This window comes from Planctomycetaceae bacterium, assembly GCA_041398785.1.
Lineage (GTDB): Bacteria > Planctomycetota > Planctomycetia > Planctomycetales > Planctomycetaceae > JAWKUA01.
In genome coordinates, this window is record JAWKUA010000008.1 from 174,262 (window position 1) to 197,939 (window position 23,678).

Annotated in this window: 22 protein-coding genes; 9 read left to right on the forward strand and 13 right to left on the reverse strand. The window is 60.1% G+C overall.

All coding sequences use genetic code 11. From position 1 onward, the window contains the following. Positions 1-115: 115 nt before the first annotated feature. The 5 genes from R3C19_11585 to R3C19_11605 all read left to right on the forward strand — a co-directional run bounded on the left by R3C19_11585 (position 116) and on the right by R3C19_11605 (position 7,292). Positions 116-1,522: a proton-conducting transporter membrane subunit gene (locus tag R3C19_11585; protein ID MEZ6060995.1), complete on the forward strand. Its 1,407-nt coding sequence runs from the start codon at positions 116-118 to the stop codon at positions 1,520-1,522. Then, the gene (locus tag R3C19_11590; protein ID MEZ6060996.1) at positions 1,522-3,066 is read left to right on the forward strand and encodes a proton-conducting transporter membrane subunit; all 1,545 of its coding nucleotides are present in this window, start codon (positions 1,522-1,524) and stop codon (positions 3,064-3,066) included. The genes R3C19_11585 and R3C19_11590 overlap by 1 nt, the downstream gene beginning before the upstream one ends. 12 nt (positions 3,067-3,078) lie before the next feature. After that, positions 3,079-5,091: a SulP family inorganic anion transporter gene (locus R3C19_11595; GenBank protein ID MEZ6060997.1), complete on the forward strand. Its 2,013-nt coding sequence runs from the start codon at positions 3,079-3,081 to the stop codon at positions 5,089-5,091. A 179-nt stretch (positions 5,092-5,270) separates the two neighbouring features. Beyond that, the gene (locus R3C19_11600; GenBank protein ID MEZ6060998.1) at positions 5,271-5,504 is read left to right on the forward strand and encodes a hypothetical protein; all 234 of its coding nucleotides are present in this window, start codon (positions 5,271-5,273) and stop codon (positions 5,502-5,504) included. 597 nt (positions 5,505-6,101) lie between these two features. Further along, a complete protein-coding gene (locus tag R3C19_11605) occupies positions 6,102-7,292 on the forward strand; it encodes a pyridoxal phosphate-dependent aminotransferase (protein ID MEZ6060999.1) in 1,191 nt (396 codons plus the stop codon). Between the two features lie 76 nt (positions 7,293-7,368). Here R3C19_11605 and R3C19_11610 read toward each other — a convergent pair whose 3' ends face one another. Next, the gene (locus R3C19_11610; GenBank protein ID MEZ6061000.1) at positions 7,369-8,148 is read right to left on the reverse strand and encodes a 2-phosphosulfolactate phosphatase; all 780 of its coding nucleotides are present in this window, start codon (positions 8,146-8,148) and stop codon (positions 7,369-7,371) included. A gap of 729 nt (positions 8,149-8,877) precedes the next feature. Between R3C19_11610 and R3C19_11615 the strand changes: the two genes are divergently transcribed. After that, a complete protein-coding gene (locus R3C19_11615; protein ID MEZ6061001.1) occupies positions 8,878-9,972 on the forward strand; it encodes a hypothetical protein in 1,095 nt (364 codons plus the stop codon). 142 nt (positions 9,973-10,114) lie between these two features. On the opposite strand, the gene R3C19_11620 is transcribed toward R3C19_11615, so the two are convergent. The 3 genes from R3C19_11620 to trpB are packed head-to-tail and all read right to left on the reverse strand — an operon-like array spanning position 10,115 to position 12,564. Next, a complete protein-coding gene (locus R3C19_11620) occupies positions 10,115-11,173 on the reverse strand; it encodes a hypothetical protein (GenBank protein ID MEZ6061002.1) in 1,059 nt (352 codons plus the stop codon). Then, positions 11,173-11,397, reverse strand: a complete 225-nt coding sequence (locus R3C19_11625) for a SlyX family protein (GenBank protein ID MEZ6061003.1) — start codon at positions 11,395-11,397, stop codon at positions 11,173-11,175. The genes R3C19_11620 and R3C19_11625 overlap by 1 nt, the downstream gene beginning before the upstream one ends. 45 nt (positions 11,398-11,442) lie before the next feature. Further along, positions 11,443-12,564: a tryptophan synthase subunit beta gene (gene trpB / locus R3C19_11630; GenBank protein ID MEZ6061004.1), complete on the reverse strand. Its 1,122-nt coding sequence runs from the start codon at positions 12,562-12,564 to the stop codon at positions 11,443-11,445. Between the two features lie 820 nt (positions 12,565-13,384). On the opposite strand from trpB, the gene R3C19_11635 reads away from it, so the two are divergent. Then, complete coding sequence (locus R3C19_11635) at positions 13,385-14,995, forward strand: NAD(P)-dependent oxidoreductase (protein ID MEZ6061005.1); 1,611 nt, start codon at positions 13,385-13,387, stop codon at positions 14,993-14,995. Between the two features lie 59 nt (positions 14,996-15,054). On the opposite strand, the gene leuB is transcribed toward R3C19_11635, so the two are convergent. Further along, positions 15,055-16,128, reverse strand: a complete 1,074-nt coding sequence (gene leuB, locus R3C19_11640; protein ID MEZ6061006.1) for a 3-isopropylmalate dehydrogenase — start codon at positions 16,126-16,128, stop codon at positions 15,055-15,057. A gap of 121 nt (positions 16,129-16,249) precedes the next feature. On the opposite strand from leuB, the gene R3C19_11645 reads away from it, so the two are divergent. Further along, positions 16,250-16,675, forward strand: coding sequence for a hypothetical protein (locus R3C19_11645; protein MEZ6061007.1), 426 nt, complete (start codon positions 16,250-16,252; stop codon positions 16,673-16,675). A gap of 12 nt (positions 16,676-16,687) precedes the next feature. Here R3C19_11645 and R3C19_11650 read toward each other — a convergent pair whose 3' ends face one another. The 3 genes from R3C19_11650 to R3C19_11660 form a co-directional block, all read right to left on the reverse strand. Further along, positions 16,688-17,695 carry a PmoA family protein gene (locus tag R3C19_11650; protein ID MEZ6061008.1) on the reverse strand — a complete coding sequence of 336 codons (1,008 nt, stop codon included), beginning with the start codon at positions 17,693-17,695 and terminating at the stop codon, positions 16,688-16,690. A 39-nt stretch (positions 17,696-17,734) separates the two neighbouring features. Continuing rightward, a complete protein-coding gene (locus tag R3C19_11655; GenBank protein MEZ6061009.1) occupies positions 17,735-18,085 on the reverse strand; it encodes a hypothetical protein in 351 nt (116 codons plus the stop codon). A gap of 159 nt (positions 18,086-18,244) precedes the next feature. Further along, the gene (locus tag R3C19_11660; protein ID MEZ6061010.1) at positions 18,245-18,415 is read right to left on the reverse strand and encodes a hypothetical protein; all 171 of its coding nucleotides are present in this window, start codon (positions 18,413-18,415) and stop codon (positions 18,245-18,247) included. 1,038 nt (positions 18,416-19,453) lie between these two features. On the opposite strand from R3C19_11660, the gene R3C19_11665 reads away from it, so the two are divergent. Then, on the forward strand, positions 19,454-19,744 hold the full coding sequence (locus R3C19_11665) for a hypothetical protein (GenBank protein ID MEZ6061011.1): 291 nt from the start codon (positions 19,454-19,456) through the stop codon (positions 19,742-19,744). A gap of 267 nt (positions 19,745-20,011) precedes the next feature. Here the strand turns inward: R3C19_11665 and R3C19_11670 are convergent, their stop codons facing one another. The 5 genes from R3C19_11670 to R3C19_11690 all read right to left on the reverse strand — a co-directional run bounded on the left by R3C19_11670 (position 20,012) and on the right by R3C19_11690 (position 23,630). Beyond that, entirely contained in the window at positions 20,012-20,194 is a 183-nt protein-coding gene (locus tag R3C19_11670) for a hypothetical protein (protein MEZ6061012.1), read from the reverse strand. A 107-nt stretch (positions 20,195-20,301) separates the two neighbouring features. Continuing rightward, positions 20,302-21,405, reverse strand: coding sequence for a Gfo/Idh/MocA family oxidoreductase (locus R3C19_11675; protein ID MEZ6061013.1), 1,104 nt, complete (start codon positions 21,403-21,405; stop codon positions 20,302-20,304). Next, a complete protein-coding gene (locus tag R3C19_11680) occupies positions 21,398-22,279 on the reverse strand; it encodes a methyltransferase domain-containing protein (protein MEZ6061014.1) in 882 nt (293 codons plus the stop codon). Before R3C19_11680 ends, R3C19_11675 begins: the two co-directional genes overlap by 8 nt. 18 nt (positions 22,280-22,297) lie before the next feature. After that, positions 22,298-22,960 (reverse strand): class I SAM-dependent methyltransferase, encoded by a 663-nt coding sequence (locus R3C19_11685; protein MEZ6061015.1) that lies wholly within the window; start codon positions 22,958-22,960, stop codon positions 22,298-22,300. Continuing rightward, complete coding sequence (locus R3C19_11690) at positions 22,953-23,630, reverse strand: pyridoxamine 5'-phosphate oxidase family protein (protein MEZ6061016.1); 678 nt, start codon at positions 23,628-23,630, stop codon at positions 22,953-22,955. The genes R3C19_11685 and R3C19_11690 overlap by 8 nt, the downstream gene beginning before the upstream one ends. Positions 23,631-23,678 lie beyond the last annotated feature (48 nt).

The following is a 23,678-nucleotide window of genomic DNA, read 5'->3' on the forward strand; positions in this document are numbered from 1 at the left end:
ATTTGCACACAAACGTCTATTTGCCGCGCGTCGCCATTGAACAGGTCGGGCGGCATTTACATGTCTCAGGCCACTTTTCCGTTCTTCAGCACCACCAGCTATCGAGTCACTTCAATTGTTCGCCGATCACACCATCACGATTGAATCCGTCTATCAGGGTCTGGGGCTGATTGTCGTCGCCAGTCCGCTGGCACTGCTGGCGATGATCGGGCTGCCGATGCTGTTCGGTCGTCCTGTGGAAGAACCTGTCCAGGCGGGGCTCACGAAGCTGGCCGTATCGTTCGGCCTGGTGGCGGCGGTCGGAATCCTCGGGATGATGCTGGCCTTCGACGCGCGCAGCGTGCCGATCGATATCGGAAACTGGGTCGTGATCCCGCAGGAAGAGTTCCACTTTCATCTGAAGTTTGTCTTCGACCGGCTATCCGTGCCGTTTGCCATCCTGTCGTTCGTGCTGTGCGGTACCGTGGGAGCCTTTGCCAGCGTGTATCTGCACCGCGAAACCGGCTTCGGTCGGTTCTTTCTGCTGTACGCTGTGTTTCTGCTGGGGATGGTCGTTTCCTCGCTGGCCGGGACGATTGAAACACTGTTTTTCGGCTGGGAGCTGGTCGGACTGTCGTCCGCGCTGCTGATCGCTTTTTTTCACGAACGTCCCGGTCCGGTTCGCAACGGACATCGAGTCTGGACGGTCTATCGAGTGGCCGACGCCGCGTTTCTGGTCGCCGCTCTGACGCTGCACCACCTGACGGGAGCCGGCGACTTCGAGAAGCTGATGGGAACCGGACCCTGGCCGGAAGGCGTTGCAGCCATTGATTCCAGCCACGCATTGATCGTTGGTCTGTTGCTGCTGGTCGCGGCGGCCGGCAAGTCCGGCATGGTTCCGTTTTCCGGCTGGCTTCCGCGCGCGATGGAAGGTCCGACGCCGTCCAGCGCCATCTTCTACGGAGCGCTTTCCGTTCACCTGGGAACGTATCTGCTGCTGCGAGTCAGTCCGCTGCTGGCCGCTTCGGTGCCGCTTAGTATTGCTGTGATCGTGCTGGGACTGGTGTCCGCAGTTTTCGGAACGCTGGCTTCGCGCGTGCAGGCCGACGTGAAGAACGCTCTGGCATTCGCCTCACTGACACAGGTCGGAATCATCACTGTGGAGATCGGCTGCGGTCTGCGGTACATCGCCCTGATCCACATGATCGGTCATGCCTGCCTGCGAACTCTGCAGTTGCTGCGTGCTCCTTCGGTGCTGAAGGACTATCAGTCTCTGGAAAACGCGATCGGAGAACGATTGTCAACCGGGCCGTCTTTCTGGGAGCGACTTGTCCCGGAACGGCGCCGATCCTGGCTGTACTGTTTTTCGCTGGAACGCGGCTTCCTTGACGGGTTCCTGAATGAATTCATTGTCCGTCCGTTCATTCGACTGTTTCGCTGGTGTGACATGCAGGAGCGTCGCTGGACCTCCGTCATTGGCGGCGCTGCCGCGGAGTCGGACCGAATCACGCCGTTCAGAGATTCGCTGGAGGACGTGGTCTGATGTCAGAACTTCATCTTCCCTGGCTGGAATTGTCGGTCATCATTCCGCTTCTCGGCGGACTCTGGGTTTCGCAGATGGTGAACCGAGACCGCGCTCGCACGGTCAGCATCGCGATCTGCACGGTCACCCTGCTGTGTGCCGCCGGTGAGTGGATCGATTTCAGTTCTCTGGGCCAGTTCGAAGCGCACGATCACTGGAATGTCCCCGGCAACCTGTTCCACACGGACATTTTTGTTGTCGACGAACTGAGTGCTCCGCTGTTGCCGCTGGCGGCGATGCTTTACGCCGTGACCGTCATGACCACGCTGCGAACAAAGGTCAACCGCTTTTCGTTCGGCTGGACGTTGTTCTCCGAAGCGATCCTGCTGGCGACGTTAAGCTGCCGCGAACCGTGGGTCATCGTCGGGCTGCTGTCGCTGGCCACGATTCCTCCGTGGATTGAAATCCGGCACCGGCGACAGTCCTCCCGGTTCTACTGCCTGCACATGGGACTGTTTGTTGTCCTGCTGTGTGCCGGTCAGGCGCTGGTTCCCGCAGACGCGTCGGCGGCCAACCCGCCACTGATCGCCGGATGTCTGCTGACCGCGGCTGCGCTGATTCGCAGCGGAGTCGCTCCCCTGCACTGCTGGATCACAGATCTGTTCGAGAAAGTGACGTTCGGGACCGGACTGCTGTTCGTGACTCCCATGACCGGGGCCTACGCGGTCATTCGACTGGTGCTGCCGATTGCTCCCGACTGGGCGCTGCAGAGCATCGCAATTGTGTCGCTGTTCACTGCCGTGTACGCGGCCGGCATGGCGCTGGTGCAGCACGATTCCCGCCGATTCTTCTGCTACGTCTTCCTGAGTCATTCGTCACTGGTGCTGGTCGGTCTGGAAATGGCGACGCCGGTAGGACTGACGGGCGCACTTTGTGTCTGGCTGTCCGTCGGCATTTCTCTGCTGGGATTCGGCCTGACCTTGAGAAGCATCGAAGCCCGCACCGGGCGGCTGTCTCTGGACAGCTTTCACGGACTGTATGAACACACGCCCGTGCTGGCAGGACTTTTCCTGCTGACGAGCCTGGCGTCGATTGGGTTTCCCGGAACGATCGGGTTCGTCGGTACGGAGCTGCTGATCGAAGGAGTGGTCGCCGTGTATCCGCTGGTCGGTCTGGCGATGGTGCTTGCCGCGGCACTGAACGGGATCGCAGTCGTGCTGGCGTACTTTCGTGTCTTCACGGGAACTCGGCACATGGCCTCCGTCTCGCTGGAATGCCGGCCGTGCGAACGGGTCGCCATCCTGGTTCTGGCGGCTCTGATCATCGGCGGCGGTTTGTATCCGCAGCCCGAAGTCGTATCGCGCTATCACGCAGCGGAAGCTTTGATGAAGCAGCGCGGCGTGGCGGCAAGAACAAGCGACCATCACGCCGAGGAAGTCGGCGAACACACCTCCCCTGCACCCCTGCCGGATGTTTCTCCTGCGATCAGACTGCTTCCGCCCCAGGCAGAAGCGGTTTCCCCCACAACGCTGGCTGATCGACCGGCGATTCATCTGAGTTTTTGAGAAAGCATGTCGATGTCCGAAACAACTGCCGCCCGGCCTGCCGCCGCCGACATCCCCCGAGGAAATCTGTCCGGCTTTGGCCGTTACCTGAAGCAGGACCTGGTGTCCGGATTCCTGGTGTTCCTGATCGCACTGCCGCTGTGCCTGGGGATTTCGGTGAACAGCGGTTATCCGCCGATCGCCGGACTGTTTACCGCGATCATCGGTTCCATTCTGACAACATTCATCAGCAACTCGGAACTGACGATCAAGGGGCCGGCAGCCGGCATGATCGTGATTGTGATGGGCTGCATTGAGGAATTCGGCGGCGATGGCATTGCCGACGGCTGGGCCGCGACCGACATGACGGCTTACAAGGCCGCACTGGCCGTCGGAGTCGTCGCGGCCATTATCCAGATCTTCTTCGGCCTGTTTCGAGCCGGGATTCTGGGTGAGTTCTTCCCGATCTCCGCCGTGCATGGGATGCTGGCCGCGATCGGCGTCATCATTATTCTAAAACAGATTCCGGTTGCTCTTGGTGTTTCCGCCAAAGGCAGCCCGTTTGAACTGCTCAGAGGCATTCCGGGATTTTTCGCGGAAGCGAATCCTGCGATCGCTGCCATCGGATTGGTCAGCGTGCTGATCATGTTTCTGTGGCCCGTCGTCAAAACGAAAATCCCCGTATTGAAGCCGATTCCGGCGCCGCTGGTTGTGCTGCTGGTGGCTGTGCCGATGGGGATGGGATTCGACCTGCTGCACGAACATTCCTACGTGCTGAGAAATCACGAGTACCAGCTGGGTGAGCAGTATCTGGTGTCGATGCCGAAGGAAACGTTCGGCATGTTCAAAGAGGTGGCCTATCCGGATTTCAGCGTGTTGTCACAGTTCAAGGCATGGAAGTGGGTCCTGATGTTCTTCATGATCGGCAGCCTGGAATCCCTGCTGAGCGCCAAGGCAGTCGACCTGATCGACCCCTGGAAGCGCAAGAGCAACATGAACCGCGACATCGTTGCCGTCGGCGTGGCGAATCTTGCTGCATCGGCCGTCGGCGGCCTGCCCATGATATCGGAAATCGTCCGCAGCCGGGCAAACATCGACAACGGTGCCCGCACCCGGTTCGCCGACATGTGGCATGGGGTCTTTCTGCTGCTATGCGTGGCGCTAATCCCAATGGTCCTGCACTGGATTCCTCTGGCTGCGCTGGCGGCCATGCTGGTTTACACCGGCTACCGGCTGGCCCATCCAACTGAGTTCGTGCATGTGTATCGCATCGGCCGCGAGCAGCTGGCAATCTTCGTCACCACGCTCGTGATGGTGCTCGCGACGGACCTGCTGATCGGCGTTGCCGCGGGCATCCTGCTGAAGATGGTGATTCACGTGGCGAACGGTGTGCCCGTTTCGTCGCTGTTCAAGCCGTACATCGAAGTGCAGGAAATCGACGACAAGACCAGCGTCATCCTGGCGCGCGAGTCCGCCGTGTTCAGCAACTGGATTCCCTTCCGCCGGCAGATTGAAGACATCGGACTGGTCCAGCGGCGCAATCTGATTATCGATCTGTCCGACACGAAACTTGTCGACCACAGCGTCATGGGCAAGCTGGAAGAAATGAAACGGGACTTCGACCAGGAGGGGCTGGGCTTTGAAATCCGCGGGCTGGAAACGCTGCAGCCGTTCACGAATGACGCTCATGCCGCCCGAAAGAAGGGCCTTGCCAGCATCCGGCGGCTAACCGTGGTGGCCGATGTCGAGATTGAAGACTGGCTGGAGAAGGAATTCGTCGATCGCGGAGCGACCGGATATACGGCGCTGCCCTGTTCGGGTGTGGGACGTCGTGATCTGCAGAACGGCCACCATCACAAGAAGCAGCAGGTACGCATCGAGGTTGTTGTCCCGCCTGACATTTGTGACAACCTGATGACGTTTATTCATCAGGAAGTGCTGCCGACGCACCACGTGACAGCCTGCGTCGAAACCGTCGATGTGATCTTCCGCGACCAGTTTGAGTCCCGGACGGAGCACGACGAACACGTCGCCGCCGGGCATTGAGTCGATTCCCGCTCGCCTAACCTGGCGGGCCATGCATTTGCGCAAAAGAAAACGGCTGCCGTGTTCCGGGGAACACGACAGCCGTTTCTGATTCGGTTTCCGGGGAATCCGATTACGACTTCTTCGCAGCGGGCTTCCGAGTCGTGGTGCGCTTGGCACCGGTTCGTGCCTTGGTTGACTTGGCAGCGCTGGTCTTCGGCTTGGAAGCCGTGCTCTTGGCTGCGGTTGTCTTCTTCGCTGTGGTCCGGGCCGCCCCTGTCTTAGCCTTGGTTGACTTGGCAGCAGTCGCACGCTTCGTGGTGGACTTCGCAGCACCGGCCTTTGACTTGGTGGACCTGGCAGCCGTCGCACGCTTTGCGGTCGACTTCGCAGCAGGCTTTGCCGAGGTGTTGCTTCTTGTAGCCATTCCTTGATTCCTCCGTGGGAAGAAAGTCGGCACGCTTAGGTGAATGGACTGTTGGGCGGTGCCGGACCTGTCAACAATCTCGGAATTCCACTGAGCCGATGTGCCGCACCATTACGGTCACTCTTCGACTCGTGCGGGAGTGTAAGCCAGTTCCGAAAAATGCGTCAATCCGAAATCGTTGGCTGCCATCACCTTCCCTCGATTTGGATTTCTGTAAGTTTGCACCCCGGCGACTTCCGGCAGTTTCCGCCGATCGCGCCACCGAAACAAGTCCCCCGGATTGACGAACGAACAGCAACCAAAACCGAGAGGATTTGCCGTTACGACGCATCCGGCATTCACACGGTTGAAGTTGACCGATGCCAGTTGCAGAATCCCGTGACACTCACGCGCAGCACGGCCCGCAACGTTGTGAGACGCGTTTATTTCGAGTCAAAGGCGAAGTCATTCGGCCGACTCGCGCGCGACAATCTCGCCGGTGGCTCGTGTCACACGACTCATGGCGAACCCCGGCTTTCCGTCGGCGGTAGAACGAATCCGTACCGTTGAATCGGCACGCTGAATTTCCCGGCCGATTGTGAAATCCCAGCAACAGAACTTCCAAATGCACACTTCGAACCTTGTCAACCAGCTTGCACCTTCCGCCACGATTGCCGCTGCCGCGAAAGCTCGCGAACTGCGGTCAAAGGGCATCGACGTTCTGGAATTCACGCTGGGCGAACCCGATTTCACGACGCCCGGACACATCTGCACGGCAGCAAAAGCGGCCATCGACGCCGGACATACGCACTACACTCAGGCGACCGGAATTCCAGCGCTGAAGCAGGCCGTCTGCGATGCCTTTCAGCGGGACTACGGCGTCAGTTACAAGCCTGGCGAAGTGACCATCTCCAACGGAGCCAAGCACGCGCTGCACAACGTTCTTGTCGCCTGCTGTGATCCCGGCGACGAAGTCATCATTCCGACTCCCTACTGGGTCAGCTACAGCGCTCTGGTGGAACTTGTGGGAGCCAAACCGGTGCTGGTGGAGACAACCGAAGACGCCGACTTCTGTATGACCGCCGACCAGTTGCGGAATGCCATAACGCCGAAAACACGGATGCTGATGCTGAACAGCCCCAGCAATCCCACCGGTGTCGTCTACCCGGTGCAGACTCTGGAATCGCTGGCTCGCGTCGCCGTGGAGAAGGACATTCTGGTGCTGTCCGACGAGATCTACGACAAGCTGATTTACGATGGCTACACCTTCCGCACGTTTGCATCATTCGGCGACGACGTGAAGCAGCGCACGATCATTGTCAACGGAGTCAGCAAGGCCTACGCGATGACCGGCTGGCGAATCGGCTGGACTCTGGCGCCGGCAAATGTCAGCAGGGCGATCGATGGCCTGCAGAGCCAGCAGACGTCAAATCCCTGCGGCATCAGTCAGTACGCCGCGCTGGCGGCGCTGAACGGCCCTCAGGAATGCGTGTCCGAAATGCTGCAGCACTTCCAGCAGCGCCGCGACTACGTCATTGCTCGGCTGAGAAAGATGCCGGGACTGACGTTTGCCGATCCCGGCGGAGCGTTCTACGCGTTCTTCAACGTCAGCAGCCACTTCGGCCGCACGCTTCCCGGAGGAGTCACTGTGGACAACAGCAGCGATTTCTGCACCGCTCTGCTGGAACAGGCACACGTGGCACTGGTGACCGGCGACGCGTTCGGGGCTCCCGGTTACGTACGGCTGTCGTTCGCCACAAATATGGAGACAATCGAAGCCGGCCTGGACGCGATCGAAACGTTTCTCACGACCTGACGAGTCGTTCGGCCGGTGCATCCCGCGCGAGGGATTCCGGGACCGGAGAACGATCGGCGATTCGGCCGCCGTAGTATCATCCCGACTCTCGCGCGGCGGCTGGTGATGCGGTGATTCTTTTTGTGTTGCCGTCAAAGATGCCGACGATGCTGCACAGGTCGATCATTCCCGCGGTCTGGATATCCCTGTCGTAGCCCAGCGCCATCAGGTTTCTGGCCCCCTTACTGCGAAGAAGCGCTTCCGGCAGCGTCATTTCGCGAGTCATCTGCAGCCACGCGCAAAGCGCCAGCAGCGAAGAATCCGAAAGTTCCCACCGCGATTCGTCAACGTCCGGAATGTCCACGCAGCCGGTCAGCCGCTGCACGATGCATCCGGCAAACAACACGTCTTCGTTCGTCACGGCACCATTCGTCCCGGCGCAGACCAGGTGGATCGGGTTGCAACATCCGGCCAACTCATTGACGACGCCGGAGAGGTTCACGAACGATCCGACGAGAATTCGTTCGGCGATCCCGCATCGCAGCAGTGCTCGGGTGCCGTTGGTGGTTGTGAACGCAATCGTTCTGCCGTCGACGACGTTTGGTGAATAGTCGTCGGGCGAGTTGCTGAGTTCGAAGCCGTCGATTTTGACTCCGCCGCGTTCGCCACCCCGCAGAACTGTGTCCGGCGATCTTTCGAACGCGGAGTTCGCTTCTTCAATGCTGCCGCAGGGAATGATGCCGGCCGCGCCGTTTTGCAGCGCGAGCGTCATCGTGGTCGACGCGCGCAGAACGTCGATCACGACGGCGATACCGTCCCTCAGCGCTTCCGGTTCGAACATAGCCGGCAACAAGTGGACGTTTAGCGTACGAGTCATCGCAGTGACTGCATGAAGTTGAATTCGGGAACGACGGACGAACGATAATCGAACACCAACGATTCTTCCCGTTCCAGGGTTCCGCTCTTCAACTCGTTCCGGGGTTCCACCCTGGAACGCACTGCCAGGAAGGCTCCGCCTATCCGATCGGCCATCCGGCAGTGTGCGAAACAGCAGGCACCCTGTTCCGGCGCCGGATTACTTCAATGGAGTTCCTTATTGTCTTCGTGTTGGCTGTCTGCGGTTCAGCGAACGGAGCTTGCACGATCTGCCTTCGGAGTGATGAGTCCGGCGGCCGATGAAGACATACCCTCCCGTTGAAACGGGAGGGTCGAAGTTTGATCGCCGTGCAGGCGAGCAAACGAGGGGAGGGCCTCCGCGCAACGGGAGTTCCCTGTGTGTCGCCCTCCCCGCGATCGAACGCCTGAACGGCATGCGTTCGGCGACCCGCCCGTTGAAACGGGAGGGTGAAACAATTTTCGCTCTGCGTTGGTCAATGCTAATCTGCCAATCGCCAAACTGCCGGAGCTCTGAAGTGCGCTTTGTGTGACGCGGTGCTGCGACGGCCGGGACCACGCTCACCGAGGGCGTGTCAGGAATTCGGCAACCCTGCAGCGGCACACGTCGTTTCAGAATCCGCGGCTCGCACAGTTGAGTATTCGGTTGAGTTTCGTCATCTTCAGGGATTGCGGACCAGCCTGCACTTCCGAAACCCAGGAGACACAAGTCATGAGACGAACAGCAATGATTCTCGCGATCGCGATGATGGTATCCGGCGGCCTGGCCAGAGCGGCCGATCCGTGGGGCCTGGAACGGGGCACACCCGATCTGAAGTCGGCCGACAGGCTGGCGTTTGGCCCGGAGGACATCCTTTTCGTTGGCGACACGAAATCCGCGGCGGTATTTGCCGTCGCGACGGGAAACACGCAGGGCGATGCATCAGCCGCCAGCATCAACATTGAAAACCTGCCGAAGAAGGTGGCCGATGTGCTGGGAGCCGGCAGTGCAACGGTCAACGATATCGCGGTGAACCCGGCAACGGGAAACGTGTTCGCCGCCGTGACCGCAGATGACCAACCGGCGATCATTCAGATCGACGGAGCCGGAAAGATTACGAAGCTATCTCTGGAAGAAGTCCGGTTTGCGAAAGCCGGTCTTTCTGATGCTCCGGAAGACAAGGAAGTCGGCGAAGGCCGCCGGCGCCGCAACAACCGCGGTGATGCAATTACCGATCTGGCATGGTTTGAAGGAAAGGTGCTGATCTCCGGACTGAGCACTCGCGAAGCTCCATCGACGGTTCGTGAACTGAACTTTCCGTTTGCTGATTCCGATCACGGCACCAGCGTTGAAATCTTCCACGCCGCTCATGGTCGCGACGAAGACTACGCCGCCGTTCGAACGTTCGTTCCGATGATGATCGACGGTGAACCCAGCCTTCTGGCAGCTTATGTCTGCACACCGCTTGTGAAGATCCCGTTGTCTGAACTCGAAAAATCCTCCGACAAGGTGAAGGGCACCACCGTCGCAGAACTTGGAAATCGCAACCAGCCCCTGGACATGATTACCTACGAGAAGAACGGCAGGGAGTTTCTGTTGCTCAGTAACAGTGCTCGCGGCGTCATGAAGATCACGACGGCGGGACTGAGCAAGAACCCGGGACTGACAGAGCCTGTCAGCGGCGGCGGCACTGCCGGTCAAACCTATGACACTGTCGAAGCCATGCAGGGCGTGGTGCAGATGGACAAGCTGAACTCCGATCACGCGGTGATTCTGGTTCAGAATGACGCCGGAGCCCAAAGCCTGAAAACGGTGGCTCTGCCGTAGCGGCACACGTCGATGCCGATTGTGGCAGGATCTGATTCACGAAAGCGACGGACGCCAGCCGGTGCCCGTCGCTTTCTTTTTGGATTCGAAAGCCGCCGCGGATCACCTTTTGCGGTTTTGCGTGATCAACCGACCTGGTTTCTCACATCGCTTCGCGGATTCGAACGCCGATCAGCGGATCCACCATCGGTGCTGTCGCCAGCGCCACCGATGACGCGCCGGCTGCCAGGTAATCGTGAACGTGCTGAGCGGTCGAGATGCCGCCGACGCCGATCAGATGCAGCGGCAGGCCGCGTTCGGTGACGATTCGCGAGAACATCCGAGTCTGTTCGATCGACGCGACACGAGTCGCGTCGCCGCAGATGCCGCGCGGCTGGCCGTCGAACAGCAGCGAATCGTCCTTGCCGCGGACTCGCGCGGCGATCGAATTCGTCATCGCCAGACCATCGATCCAGGGACTCAGCGATTCGACCAGGACTTCGGCGTCTTTCTTCGTTGCGACCTTGCCAATCTTGATGACCAGCGGCACGCGTCCGATTGCTTTGCGAATGTGTTCCGCGACGAATGCGGCATCGGCTGGCTGCTGGAAGAGCTGGCCGTCGGCGGTGGAAACGTTCGGGCACGAAAAGTTCGCTTCGACTCCATGAGCACCCGCGTCGACGGCCCACGCCGCACATTGGGCAAAGTCGTCCGCAAGCTGTGTCAGCGATTCTCCGGGATCGGTGAGGGAAACGTCCTGAGTTCCCACGACGGACACGACCAGCACTTTTCCCGCGGGAAGGTTCTGCCGGGTTTGTTGCACATCGTTGCGCCAGTCATCCGGCGGCTGGGACGGCATGCCGAACGACACGGCCCAGCTTCCGCTCATCCACCAGAACTCCGGAAGAATCTCACCGCTTTGCAGCAGCGGCCCTGTCTTCACCGGCACCAGATTTGGCAGCGGATAGCATTCGCGCGCCGAGCTGCGCACGGTCTTGTAGACCAGAATGTCGAACCCCAGCGATGCGTAGTACAGCAGCCAGCGACCGTTCAGCAGCGGTCCGGCGGGAATTCCCAGCGGCGATTCCACGGGAAGACCGCACCACGTCCAGTCTCCCGAAACAGCGACGACGGAGGGAAGCCGGTCGGCAGGCAGCGCATCGGGAGCGTTGTCCAGATTCCATTGCCAGGATTTCGTGACATCGTAGCGGGGAAGCATCATCAGTAGTGCGGAGGCTTTTCGTCTTCGGCATCGCGCTGCTCGGGCGCTTCGTGCAGAGTTTCCAGTTCGTGTTCAATCCGCGCGAAGCGCTTGTCGAATTCGTTCAGCCGCGCGAAGTATCGTGTCAGCGTCTGATTCAGTTCTTCAACGTCGTGCTGCAGATGAGCCAGCGCCGTTTCAATGCGGACCAGGCGTTCCTCGGTGTGTGAATCCTGTTGCGTCATGAGTTGTCCGTGTGTGTGTCGCGGCTGCGTCCGGGGAAGCCGAAGCTACATTTCCTGCCCGCTCAGTCTGGCGACTTCGTTGACGTCTTTGTCTCCGCGGCCGGACAGGCAGACAACGATGACGTCGTCTTTGTCCCGCTTTGTCGCCGCCTTCATGGCGTACGCGATCGCGTGCGAGGTTTCGATGGCCGGCAGGATGCCTTCCATGCGGGCCATCTTCTGAAACGCGGCCAGCGCTTCGTCGTCGGTGGCGCTGACGTAATTGACGCGGCCGGTATCCTTCCAGTAGCTGTGTTCCGGCCCGACTCCCGGATAGTCCAGGCCCGCCGAAATGGAATGAACGTCCGACGTCTGTCCGTCGTCATTCTGCAGGACGTAGCTGTAACTGCCGTGCAGGATTCCCGGCTTTCCGTACGTCAGAGTACTGGCGTGATCACCGAGTTTCGAACCGCGGCCGCCGGCTTCGACACCGGTCAGGGCGACGTCGTCGTCGATAAACGGATAGAACATGCCGGCCGAGTTCGAGCCGCCTCCCACGCAGGCCACAACTTCGTCCGGAAGTCGACCGATCATTTCCAGCGATTGTTCGCGGGCTTCGCGACCGATCACCGACTGAAAATCTCGCACCATCATCGGAAACGGATGTGGCCCGACAACGCTGCCGATGATGTAGTGCGTGTCGCGGACGGACGCCATCCAGTCGCGCATGGCTTCGTTGATGGCGTCTCGCAGAGTCCGCGAACCGGTGGTGACCGGCCGCACTTCGGCTCCCATCGTTCGCATGTTGAAGACGTTCAGCTTTTGCCGGCGAACGTCTTCCTCCCCCATGTAGACCACGCACGGAAAACCGAACCTGGCGCAGGCCGTGGCGGTCGCGACTCCGTGCTGACCAGCGCCGGTTTCCGCGATGATGCGCTTCTTGCCCATCCGCATCGTCAGCAAAGCCTGGCCGATTGTGTTATTGATCTTGTGAGCGCCGGTCAGGTTCAGGTCTTCCCGTTTAAAGAAGATCCTGGCACCGCCGCAGGCTTCCGTCAGACGCTCGGCGAAGTACAGAGGGTTGGGCCGTCCGACGTAGTGCTTCAGCAGATCGTCCAGCCGACGACCAAATTCAGGGTCGCGCTTCGCGTCATCGTACGCTTCTGTCAGTTCGTCCAGAGCGTACATCAGCGTTTCGGGAACGTACCGAGCGTCCGAATTCGCCGAACCGGCCTCGTGAATCCGGTACGGCGCTTAACACGGTGGTTTCGGAGGCGGAAGTGTCGATGGCCATGAATCAGCGTCCTGAAGGTCAGGGAGTTTGAACGGGAAGACCGCATTTTACGGCCCGGAGCGGGGAATCAAAGGGCGTCGGCCGGAAGGCGGCGACGCTGAACGCGGAACCGGTAGCCGTTCGTCGCTGCGGGACGATCGCGGCGGTGTTCGTCGGAGCCCCCGGAACCTACTGCCTTGTCCATCGAATCGACATGTGCCACCATCTGGCTGGTTCTCGGTGTGCCACTGGCTGTGCCAGTGCTGGGCACAGGAGAGCACTGGCACGGCCAGTGGCAACCATTCTGAAGCAGACTGGCACAGCCAGCGGCACACGACCCATCGATTTCTGCCTGACGCAGCACTACGCGTGCCGAAACTCCGCAACTTTCCCCAGGAGCCGCCGTTTCTCGCCTGAAGACGACCGTCGGCAGTTTCGGCGGCAGAATCTGCCGACAGACCGGCGATCGGTGCCGGCGAAGCTTCCGATGTCGGGCAGAAAAGCTCAAGTTGCCGGGAATCTGGTCTGCCTGAATTTCACCGGACCGAGTAACCTCGCGCCACGTCGCCTTTCTCCGGCGGCTGTCTCCCCTTTCTCACTCGCCCGTCACTTTTTCTCGACCTCTCTGCTTTCCGCACGGCAAACCCAAACGCCCGTGACGCGCGAACACGCGCGGCCGGGTACGCCGGTTGTGTCGTCGCCGGACGCCATTCCCCGAGAGGAAAGGAATTCCCTGTGCAAACGCAGACGTCCTCAGCGGTTGACGCTTTCTCATTGACTTCCGTTCGTTTTCGACTGTTCGGGGCCGCGTCGTGGAAATACCTGCTAACGCGATTTGCGGCGGATTTCGCGATCGCCAACATCGTGCTGGTGGCGTCCTGTCTGCTGCGACTGGTGGCCAACGGAAGCTTTTCGTCCGCTGACCCGGTGGGTTCCATCGTGGGTCGCGTCAATTCGGTGTACCTGATGAACGCGGTCTGGTTCGGAGCCACCGCCGTAGTGCTGCTGTGCCTGACGGGCTTCTATCGACCTCGTCCCAGCAGCCGCGTTGGTGAGCGGCTGGCGGCTGTCGCGAAGGCGTGCGCCGCAGGAGCCGCTCTGCACATTGCCTTTGGGATCCTGTTGCTGCGCCGCGATCTGCAGCCGTTCCAGCTTGCCTTCATCGCCTGGGCGTTGTTGTTTGGGGCCATCGCGCTGACTCGCGTGTCGCGGATTTCGCTCTCTTCGTATTTTCGATTCGTGCCGCGAGTGGCGGCGGCCGGCACGAGCCACGTGGAAGATGTCCTGGTCGTCGGCGGAGCCGGATACGTGGGTTCCGAGCTGGTGCGGCAGTTGCTGAAATCGGGATACCGTGTGCGTGTTCTTGACCTGCAGATGTTTGGCCTGAAGCCGCTGGAGGATCTGCTGGGCCACCGGCGGCTGGAGGTCATGAAGGGTGACTTCCGCAACGTCGAACATGTCGTCAAGGCGCTGCGGGGAATGGATGCCGTGATTCATCTGGCTGCGATTGTCGGAGATCCGGCCTGCGCAATCGACAAGAACACAACGATCGCCGTCAACTACCAGGCGGCCCGGATGATGGCTCAAATGGCCCGCGCGAACGGCATCAGTCGCTTTGTCTTTGCGTCCACGTGCAGTGTCTATGGCGACGCCAGCGATCAGGGCGTGATCAGCGAAGGCGGAGTTCTGAATCCCGTGTCGCTGTATGCCACAACCAAGATCGACGCTGAAAAGGCACTGCTGGAAACAGCCGACGACGTCTTCCAGCCGACGATTCTGCGGTTCGGAACGGCCTATGGCCTGTCGTCCCGCCCGCGATTCGATCTCGTGGCCAACCTGTTTAGTGCCAGGGCTGTGGCGGAAGGCGAAATCTCCGTCTTCAACGGCCATTATTCACGGCCGTTCGTGCATGTTCGAGACATGGCTCGCGCGTGCCAACTGATGCTGGAATCGCCGCTGCATCTGGTCGGTTGCGAGATCTTTAATGTCGGCGACGAAAGTCAGAACTACACCATCAGCGAACTCGGTCAGATGGTCGCTCAGCACGTTCCGGGGACGATCGTTCACGAATCGTGCGACGACAGCGACCCGCGAAGCTACCGGGTTTCCTTCGAAAAGATCCGTTCGACGCTCGGCTTCCGAGCCAGCGTGGACGTGTCGGAGGGCGTGCGGGAAATGGTCGAAGCTGTCCGCTCCGGCCGGATCGGCGACTGGCGCGACCCGGTCTACAGCAACAAGCTGCAGATGGAAGAATTCGCTTTGAACCTGCTGACATTTCCTCAGCCGCAGATCAGTGCCGAACAGGAAATGCCGGCGACGTCCGAATTCCTTCGCAAAGCCGCATAGCCTCGTCGCACGCGAGGTTCGTTGCCCTGCAGGAGCCTTCGGAACGAGGCACAGCGGGACTAACCGGCAAGGGCCTTCGTCACCAGGTCGCCCATTTCGCGAGTTGAAACGGACGGGCCTCCGGACGCGATGTCCTTCGTGCGGTGGCCGGATTTCAGCGTCGCGGCGACGGCTGTTTCGATGGCTGCGGCTTCATCGTTCAGGTTCAGTGAATGACGCAGCAGCATGGCCGTCGCCAGAATGGTGGCCAGCGGATTAGCGATGCCCTTGCCGGCGATGTCCGGAGCAGAACCGTGAATCGGTTCATACAGTCCCGGCCCGTCACTGCCAATGGACGCCGACGGCAGCAGCCCGAGCGAACCCGGCAGCATCGAAGCTTCGTCGGTGAGGATATCGCCGAACATATTGCCCGTGACCACAACGTCGAAATCCTTCGGCCGCGAAATCAGATGCATTGCCATCGCGTCGACCAGCACGACATCGTACTTCACGTCCGGGAACTCGTCTTTCATGACCCTCGCGGCCACCTGCCGCCACAGCCGCGACACTTCCAGCACGTTGGCTTTGTCGACCGATGTCAGCTTCCCGCGTCGTTGCCGAGCCGCCTGCGCCGCGAGTCGCACGATGCGTTCAACTTCGCCGGTTGAATAGACCATCTCGTTAAACGCTTCTTCGCCGCTGGAGTGCGGGCGGCGGCCGGACGGGCCGAAATAAATGCCGCCGGTCAGTTCTCGGAAGAACAGAATGTCCGTGCCGGAGACGATTTCGCGGCGCAGCGGGGACGCGTCGACGAGTTCATCAAACGTCTGAATTGGCCGCAGATTGGCGAACAGGCCCAGCTCGCGGCGAATCTTCAGCAGCCCGGCTTCCGGCCGGGTCTTTGCCGTCGGATCATCCCACTTCGGACCGCCGACGGCTCCCAGCAGAATGCCGTCCGAAGCGCGGCAGGCGTCAATTGTTGGCTGTGGCAGCGGGTCGCCGAAATCATCGATCGCATTGCCGCCGATCGGGTGTTCCGGCGTTTCGAATCGGTGGCCGAAACGTGTGGCAACTGCATCCAGAACCTTCCTCGCTTCGGCGACAATTTCCGGACCGATCCCGTCTCCGGGCAGCAACACCAGTTTGGCGTCCATTGACAAGCACTCCGACATGGGGCGAAATATGAAAGCGTGACAGAGTACGGGGCGCGCCAGGCAATGCAACCGCGATCGCCAAATCCACCGGTGTTGGGAATCGTCCTGAAAGGCGGCAGCGATGACAGACAATCCTTACAGCGTTTCACCGAGGTCGGCGGACACGATTGAAGGTGATGTGTCGACGTCGCAAAGACTGGAGTCCTGGGTCGCCGGCGGCCTGGTGGGATTCTTTGTCTGCCTGCTGTTGGTCGTGTTTTTCTTCGGCGTCGTGATGCTGTTCACCGGGCGGCTGGACATTGCCGCGTCCGGCAGCCCGAATCGCCACGGGTTGTGGGGATGGGCGATGGCATTCGGTGCGGCATTTTCCGTCTGCACGGCTCTGATCGTCGGCATCAATACGACCATGCGAATGCAGCGGGTCTTCCGCCGCCGGTCACGGCAAACGGAGCGGCAATTGCAAATGGCCCGCGACGCGGCGGCGGCGAAGAAGCAGATTTCGCTTCAGAAGCAGTCGCTGCCGGCGGACAGCCACGGCAATGCGTGACTGCCGCTGACTTTACTGACGTTCGACCTGAAAATGCAGGTGGCTTTCACCAGGCCCGGCGCGGCGCAGCCGAAAGGCCGTCCGACCGCCGAATTGCTGATGCACACGCTCAGCTTTGGCCGAATCGTATGCTCCGGAGTGAGCATGCAGCAGATATCGCAGCGTCAGTGGTGCTTCGTTTGTGATCGTGTAACCGGTGTCCAGACAGAAGGCCGCTCCCATCCAGCCGTCCTGCCGCACGTGCCAAAACGTCGGGTATCGCGGATTCGTTGGATGATCGAAGAACGTCATGCCTTCCGTGACAACCGAGCGATCTGTTCCGCTGCCCGCAGTGATTGGCCCGGAATAGTCCATCCAGCGAGCTCGCTTGCCGAAGATGGCTTCTTCGCCGACCAGTCCCTCGCTGTTCTTCAGTTCTCCGCCGCCGAAGTGAGCTGAGATGGTTTTCGCGACGCGAACCGCCAGAAATCCGAAGTTCGTCTTGCCGAGTGCCACTGTTTCGGCACCGTCCGGCGGACGCATCGTGATCTGCAGCTCCAGGGCATGCTCGCCATCGGCCATCGGGATGATCGCCGCAATCACGTCCTGTTCCATCAGTTCGTTTCCGTCGGGATCGTACCAGCCGGTGACCGATGCCATCACGGCTTCTGTGTCTCCGTCACGGTATCGGTACCACTGCTTCTGCCGCACCTGCGTTCCCGCCGTGTCGGCCCAGAAGCTGAATCCGTTGACGTCGTGGAAGGCGAACCACACGGACCGGTGATGGTCATGATCGGGCGCGCCGGGATGCCCCATCCGCGTGAGCGAAGTTCCGGACGGTCCGTTGAACGGAAAGAAAAACGGACGCGGATACTGCTTACCGAAATGCCAGCGCGTCTTCTCGACTCCGTCAACCCGCAGCGACACCTGCTGATCGGGAAGCGGGATAACTTCACAGCGCTCGGGCCGGAACGAATCGTCCTGAGCCAGGCACTGCGTATTGGCAGTGACGAGAGCGATGAACAAAGCGCGTACACACATTCGCGAACTCCTGTTGTGGCGCTACCGGACATGCTGCAATCACAGCGACTCCGGCGCCTCGGGGTGCGTCCATCGTTTCAGCAGCGGCGCGAGCATCAGGCAGACGCCGCCACAGATCAGAGCAGCGATCGCGATATGTCCGAAGACATCGCCGTAGACCTTGACGCTTTCCGAAGGCAGCGGAATCGTCGACTCCTCACCGCCGCCATGTGAGGCACCGGTAAACTGAGAAATAATCGCGGCCAGATACTGCGAAAAAGCGGTCGCCAGGAACCAGGCGCCCATCAGCGTGCTGACGAGAACCTTTGGTGACAGACGCGTGATCATCGACAGACCGACCGGCGACAGGCAGAGTTCTCCCGTGGTATGCAGTGCGTATCCAAGCAGCACCAGAACGGTGACACCAGTCGCCGCGGGCGTCGGCCTGAGTCGCTCCGTACGCAGATGGCTCCGAAGCCGAGGCCAAGCTGCAACAGCCCAGTGCGAACTTCGTGGGAGTCGAAGGCTCCAGACCGCGTTCGGCGAGGTATGTCCAGAGGGCCGTAAAGATCAGCTGCAAATCACGATGCAGAGAGCGGGATTCGCCGCCTGAAATGTACTGGCTGCGATTTCGCGTTTGCGTTCGGCGATCCCCATTCCGATGTTGTCTTCGTGAACTGTCCAGGCGATCTCGAAGTCGGCTTTCGTATCCTTCGTCGCCGATGCAGATTCACGCAGCATTGTTCAGGCATCGGTCTGGGTAAAGATCGCAGTCACGATCGCGACCATGTTCATCGTATTCGTTGAATCAGCGCTGCGTCGGCGGTGTCGAACTGAATCTGATCCGACGGGTCAGCGGCGACCACTGACGTCCGGTGACCCGGTCGACATTGCGGTCGGCGAAATTGTTTCGCCAGCCTGCTTCGGCGTCGCCATTGTTCGAGAGTCCACGATGTCTTCAGCATCGAAAACGGTCCGACGATCATCCGTTTCTCACTACTGTACCAGCCGACTTTGCTTCGTTCAATGGTTCCGAACGTGAAGATTCGCAGAATTAGAAAGCCGAATGCCAGGACTCCGCACCGTCAGAAGCAGGCCGGACGGTGCTGGTGAAGACTGATTTCCCAGCGATACAGAGAACACGGCCACAGATGGCTATGCTGACCGACTCCATGTCAGCGGAGCCTGCGTTCGTCGTTTCGAGGCGAATTCCAATTTCACCGGCTGATGGAATTCATGAGTTCACCAGCTGGTCAGAAGCAGGATACGAACAACGCAACAATCGGCACCAATGCAAGTACACGCAACAATCACAGCAATTGAGTTTCGTCCTCGGAAAGATTCCATTCGGTGGTCCTGGCCAATGTCAGGACGGCAAAACTGCCGCGGCTGTCAGAAAGAAGCTGATGCGATGATTTTGCGAAACTCCGAAACGATCAGACACACGGCGACAATACGTGTTCACGAGAATTGCCGCGAGGTTATCAGGAAAATACAGCAATGAGAATGCCGCCATCGCGCCCATGCCGACCAGTAACTGCGTAATCAGGATTGGCACCACCTGACAAACACTGCAGCCAGGTGAGCATCCTCTGAAACGCAGGTCCATGCCATCGGCCCAAAACCCAAGATGACACCCGTATGTTTCGAAGACGGACCAGAAGATGGCAATAACCGCAAAGCATGGGACTCATCGCCGCCCGAGATTCACGCCCATGTAGAAAATCGTGAAGGTCTCACCATCGCGGCGAAAGAACTTCCTGCGGATATCCGCCGGCAATGGCCATCGTGGATAATATTTGGCTTGAAAAATCCGTTGCCCATCCAAAACAACAGCGTCAGCCAATAAACGCGACCAGCATTTTCCGCAGGAATGCCAAACGCAGTGCGGGCCGTACCATCATCCAGAATGCCTCCGATGATGACGGAGTCAGCGGTCCCAACACGCCGGTCGATCCGAAGCTGATGAAAAAGAATCCGCCGAAAAACGCGCGTCATTACCAGATGCGTGTAGGCTCTGTTTGCCGAACTGGTATACGCCCACGTGAGCTGTCGACACGCACGGCTTGAGGAAACCGCCGCAGCATGTGGAACCCATACCAGCAGGCACGTCATCGGAGTAGGAAATCCGGCTCCACCCATTCGGCGAAGAACAGGTTGAACAGGCCTGTGGCCGATGCACAGTACACGATCGTACAGACTCTGATGAACCGTCGTGCGGCGATATCTGGCGATGACAATGTCGGGTACACGCAGTGATCCGAGTTGATGAGAAGCGTCCACCTGGGCGGTAAACGAAATTGTCCAGATAGTAGACGTTTGCCTCGGGCGTGCCATTCAGCCCGACTTCGGCGTCGAGTCATGTAGTGCAGATACTTCGTCATGAACAGCAACGCGAGAAAGTACAGCCATGCCGTAGAAGCTGAAACGTTCGGCGGCTTCGTTGCCGATGATGTACGGAATGCCTCTCGGCATGCCGGACGTGGCGACAGGTGCGGTGGCGTACTTCTGTTGCGACATGAGGTCGTCATCCGTGTGCAGGTAGCGGTCAGATGGGCGGGTTATAGCCGGACCCATCACATTTTGCACACGGATTGTGCGGACGCAGGCTGCCTGGCGAGCTTGCGCTACGGTACCACGGACTCACCGCCGTTCCGTGCCGAACGCAGCGCGGCGTCCAGAACCTGCTGCGTTTTCAACGCGATTTCCGGCCAGTAACTGTCACGCTTGCCGCTTAGTACGAGGGCGGCGAAGTTGCGGAACAGGGCGGTTTCCTGAGCGTTCGGTTTGTTGTTGGCGAACTCGTTTACGCTGACCTGACGGCTGTAGCGTTCCATGTCGAAGTGACAACCGTTCGCCACAAAGTTGTGGTTCGCTACTTCGAAGCTGACCGTGTTTCCGAAGTACGGCAGCACGAAATCGCTGACGTTCAGATAGCCCTTCGTTCCGCTGACGTGAGCCCACTGCTGATGGTTGGCTCGAAACGAATTGAAGAAACTCGCTGAGACACCGTTTGCGAAATGCAGCTCACCCTGGAATTCCATCGGCACGTCTTCCGGGCTGTCCGGCCGTTTAGCACCGAACAGAATTCGTCCGCGCACTTCCGTGGGCATTTCGAACTTCATCGCCCACAACGCAAAGCGGATCGTGTACCAGCCGAGATCTCCCAAACAGCCCGCCGGTTCCAGATTGCTGCTGGCCCGGATATTGCTGCCGACCCACGCGTCGTCGGCGCAGAAACTGAACTGGCTGGTGATGCGGCGGATCGTTCCCACGCTTTCACCGTCGTCCAGAACGTCGCGCATCGCCTGCATCCGAGCGCTGTGCATGAACATCACGCCGTCCATGAACTGCACGTTGTTTGCGTCGCAGGCGTCGATCATTTTCTGAACGTCGTCCGCAGTGACGCCGCACGGTTTTTCGACCATCACGTGCTTGCCGGCGTTCGCCGCTTTCACGACCCATTCGGTTCGCAGGCCGGTGGGAAGCGGAATGTAGATCGCATCGACGTCGCTACGTTCGAGCAGCGCCTCATAACTTCCGACGGCGTCAACGGCGTGACCGGCTGGTGCCGACTGCTGGCATTCGTCGATGAACGCCTGAGCTTTTTCGACGGAGCGGCTGGCGACGGCAACGACCTGGCCATAGCCCGAATTGCCGATGGAATGCCAGTTCTTCTTCGCGATTGCGGCGGTGCTGAGAATTCCCCAGCGGCAGCGTCTGTCACTCATGAGATCCCTGTGGCTCCTGTGGATGCGGACCGCCGCGGAGTACCGGCAGCGGCTTGTAGTCGATCGGAAACGACCGCATCGTATCGGGCGAACAGTATTCTTCGAGCGTCACGTCGGCCCGGCGGCGACCGACGACGCGCACGCAGCCCAGTCGCTGCCCCGCGTCTGCTTGCAGCATGTTGATTTCCGACGAATTCTCCGGGTGCGTCGTCTGCTGCCAGTCGAGCCATTTCTTCCAGCCGTCGGGCATGGAATCAGCCACTTCGATGTCGACGATTCCCGTTCGTTCCCAGTGACGCCGCCACCACGCCGCGGAATGCAGAGCCCACAGATCCTGAGTCCACGACTCGCGGAATTCAGCGGGCAGGGCTTCGAATTCCTGCATCAGACCGGCTCCCGCGATTCCAATTCGGCCCTCCGGTTTCACGAATCCGGCCAGGTAGTTCAGGTACAGATCGTCCGTTCCGAAATACGGATACGCATCGATGCAGACGATCGCATCGAAGAAGCCGGCCGCGAACGGCAGTGCTCTGGCGTCGACGTGCAGTGGAAAGACCTGCCCGTCCAGCCCCGCGTCTCGAATCCGAAGGATGTTCTCCGACGCGTTGATCCACAGATCCGTTGCCCACACCTGGACACCAAACTCCCGAGCCAGAAAGATCGACGAGACGGCTCGCCCGCAGCCAAGGTCCAGGACGCGCATGCCCGGTTCCAGCTTCATGGCGGGAAGCAGCCATTCCGCCAGCCACAGCGTCGCGCATCCGCTCATTGAATTCGCGATCACCCAGTCCGGGTGATACTTCGACGCGAGCGGAAACTCCGCGGACTGCAGTCGTTCATCAGGGGCGGACGCGTTTGACGAATCAGCGTTCATGAGATCAGTTCCTCAAAGTCATGCGTGACGTTTGTAAACAGCGCGAAATCGGCGCACGGGCGGGTCTTCTGCTTCGACGAAATCCTCGACGTGCTCCTCCTTCAGTCCGTGCTCGACAAACCGGTCGAGTTCCGTCCGCAGCAGCGGCCAGGGCATCAGGCCGCGGTCATCGGCTTCGTCTCGCGCGCGGGTGATGACCAGCAGCGTTCCCGCGGATCCCACGAAATTCGCGATGTGGCGGATGGCCGATTTCCGCAGCTCCGGCGGCAGCACCTGAAGTGTGTAGGCTTCGAAGACGAAATCGAACGCTCGCGTCCACGCGGCAGGAGCATCAAACAGATCCGCCCGAAGATACTGCACAGCGGAGTCGGGAAAGCGTCGCTTGCACCACGCGATGCACGTCGGCGAGATATCGAAGGCGGTGACTTTCAGGCCGAGTCGCGCCAGTTCTTCAGCGTCGTCGCCCAGGCCGCAGCCCACAACCAGCGCCGATCCGCCCGGCGTCGGGAAGTCATGCGTCGAGAGCCAGTCGGCAAGATTGGGATTCACCGACATGTCAGCCCACGGGACCGTGGAGTGGTCGCCGTCAGCCTGCGAGTACAGTGTCTCGAACCAGCTCAGCGGTGCTCCCGCGTCGCACGCTGCGGTGGCAAGTTGCCGGGCAATACCGCGACTACTCATTCGCGCCGCTCCGTCCGGGCCCGCGATGATCGGTCAGTTGCTGAATGCTGCGGGAAAGTTCGATGCCGTCGGCCAGTCGGGCATCAGGTTCCGCAGCACCGTACGTCTGAGCGATGGGAACGACACCGGCCCAGACCGGCAATGAGTAGTCTTCTTCATCATCATTCGGCGGACCGGTCCGGACCTTCGCCGAGGCGCTGTCGACGTTCATTCGCAGCACCGACGTCGCCTTCAGTTCCTTTTCGACGGGTTCGCGAACTTCACTCCAGCGACCGCGGATGATCTGTTCCGAAATCACGAACAGACCCTGGACCTTTTCGTCGCCGGTGACTTCCACAGCGGTGCCGTACAGAACGGCCGACCGGAAATTCATCGAATGGTGAAACGCGGATCGAGCCAGCACGAGTCCGTCGACGTGCGTCACCGTCAGGCACACGGGAACTCCTCCCGCCAGATAGTTCAACATGCGGCTGGCCGCCGATCCGTGCAGATAGATCGTGTCGCCGCGCCTGCCGTACAGCGTGGGAATGACGAATGGCTGCCCGTCCACGACAAAGCCGGCGTGGCACAGGAAGCCGGCATCCAGAATTCCGTAGATGGTCTCCCGATCATAGTGGCCGCGATCGGGAATTCGTCTGACTCGGTTGCGATCGGTTTTTTCAAAGTCCATGTCGTCCGCCGTGCGGTGCCCAAATCCACCACGGTGACAGACTGGCTC

Bases quoted from the DNA above. Each gene is read 5' to 3' on its own strand.
- R3C19_11590 (MEZ6060996.1), top strand. From the start codon at position 1,522: ATGTCAGAACTTCATCTTCCCTGGCTGGAATTGTCGGTCATCATTCCG.
- R3C19_11595 (MEZ6060997.1), top strand. From the start codon at position 3,079: ATGTCCGAAACAACTGCCGCCCGGCCTGCCGCCGCCGACATCCCCCGA.
- R3C19_11605 (MEZ6060999.1), top strand. From the start codon at position 6,102: ATGCACACTTCGAACCTTGTCAACCAGCTTGCACCTTCCGCCACGATT.
- R3C19_11610 (MEZ6061000.1), bottom strand. From the start codon at position 8,148: ATGACTCGTACGCTAAACGTCCACTTGTTGCCGGCTATGTTCGAACCG.
- R3C19_11615 (MEZ6061001.1), top strand. From the start codon at position 8,878: ATGAGACGAACAGCAATGATTCTCGCGATCGCGATGATGGTATCCGGC.
- R3C19_11620 (MEZ6061002.1), bottom strand. From the start codon at position 11,173: ATGATGCTTCCCCGCTACGATGTCACGAAATCCTGGCAATGGAATCTG.
- R3C19_11625 (MEZ6061003.1), bottom strand. From the start codon at position 11,397: ATGACGCAACAGGATTCACACACCGAGGAACGCCTGGTCCGCATTGAA.
- trpB (MEZ6061004.1), bottom strand. From the start codon at position 12,564: ATGTACGCTCTGGACGAACTGACAGAAGCGTACGATGACGCGAAGCGC.
- leuB (MEZ6061006.1), bottom strand. From the start codon at position 16,128: ATGGACGCCAAACTGGTGTTGCTGCCCGGAGACGGGATCGGTCCGGAA.
- R3C19_11645 (MEZ6061007.1), top strand. From the start codon at position 16,250: ATGACAGACAATCCTTACAGCGTTTCACCGAGGTCGGCGGACACGATT.
- R3C19_11650 (MEZ6061008.1), bottom strand. From the start codon at position 17,695: ATGTGTGTACGCGCTTTGTTCATCGCTCTCGTCACTGCCAATACGCAG.
- R3C19_11660 (MEZ6061010.1), bottom strand. From the start codon at position 18,415: ATGCTGCGTGAATCTGCATCGGCGACGAAGGATACGAAAGCCGACTTC.
- R3C19_11665 (MEZ6061011.1), top strand. From the start codon at position 19,454: ATGGCCATCGTGGATAATATTTGGCTTGAAAAATCCGTTGCCCATCCA.
- R3C19_11670 (MEZ6061012.1), bottom strand. From the start codon at position 20,194: ATGTCGCAACAGAAGTACGCCACCGCACCTGTCGCCACGTCCGGCATG.
- R3C19_11675 (MEZ6061013.1), bottom strand. From the start codon at position 21,405: ATGAGTGACAGACGCTGCCGCTGGGGAATTCTCAGCACCGCCGCAATC.
- R3C19_11680 (MEZ6061014.1), bottom strand. From the start codon at position 22,279: ATGAACGCTGATTCGTCAAACGCGTCCGCCCCTGATGAACGACTGCAG.
- R3C19_11685 (MEZ6061015.1), bottom strand. From the start codon at position 22,960: ATGAGTAGTCGCGGTATTGCCCGGCAACTTGCCACCGCAGCGTGCGAC.
- R3C19_11690 (MEZ6061016.1), bottom strand. From the start codon at position 23,630: ATGGACTTTGAAAAAACCGATCGCAACCGAGTCAGACGAATTCCCGAT.